This is a genomic window from Xenorhabdus thuongxuanensis (assembly GCF_001908095.1).
Classification (GTDB): domain Bacteria; phylum Pseudomonadota; class Gammaproteobacteria; order Enterobacterales; family Enterobacteriaceae; genus Xenorhabdus; species Xenorhabdus thuongxuanensis.
Genome location: NZ_MKGR01000116.1, coordinates 1 through 404 on the forward strand (window position 1 = coordinate 1; position 404 = coordinate 404).

At 51.2% G+C, this 404-nt stretch carries 1 protein-coding gene; it reads left to right on the forward strand.

The window, feature by feature from the left end:
• A partial coding sequence (locus Xentx_RS18305; RefSeq protein WP_479688421.1) for a phage tail fiber protein occupies positions 1-301 on the forward strand: 301 nt, incomplete at its 5' end.
• Positions 302-404 lie beyond the last annotated feature (103 nt).

Below are 404 nucleotides of genomic sequence, written 5' to 3' on the forward strand. Positions count from 1 at the left end.
CGTGCTGGGATTTAATGCCGACGCCGCATGGGGCGGGGTCGATGGCGGGGTTGAGATACCCCTGTGCAAAAATAAATTACCGTTGATTTGGGTGGATTATCGCGTGCTACCCGATGGTGCCATCAAAATCATGACCTACCATCGAGAGCACGCAGACGCGCCAGAATTCGCCCGAAATGTACGAGAGGGTTACGCTGATGGTGACCCGATTGATATTCCTGTCGGTCGGTCTATATCTGTCCGTGTCCAGATGCCGGCAGATTCGGTGTGGAATGTGAGGCAGGGGGAGGTGGGGACGTGATGGAAAAAGCCCTCGAGGGGGAGGGCTTTATTATATTTAAATCAAGCTGCTTTTAGAGTGGTATCAAGATCCTTATCCAACTGACGGTTTAGATACTTAACTT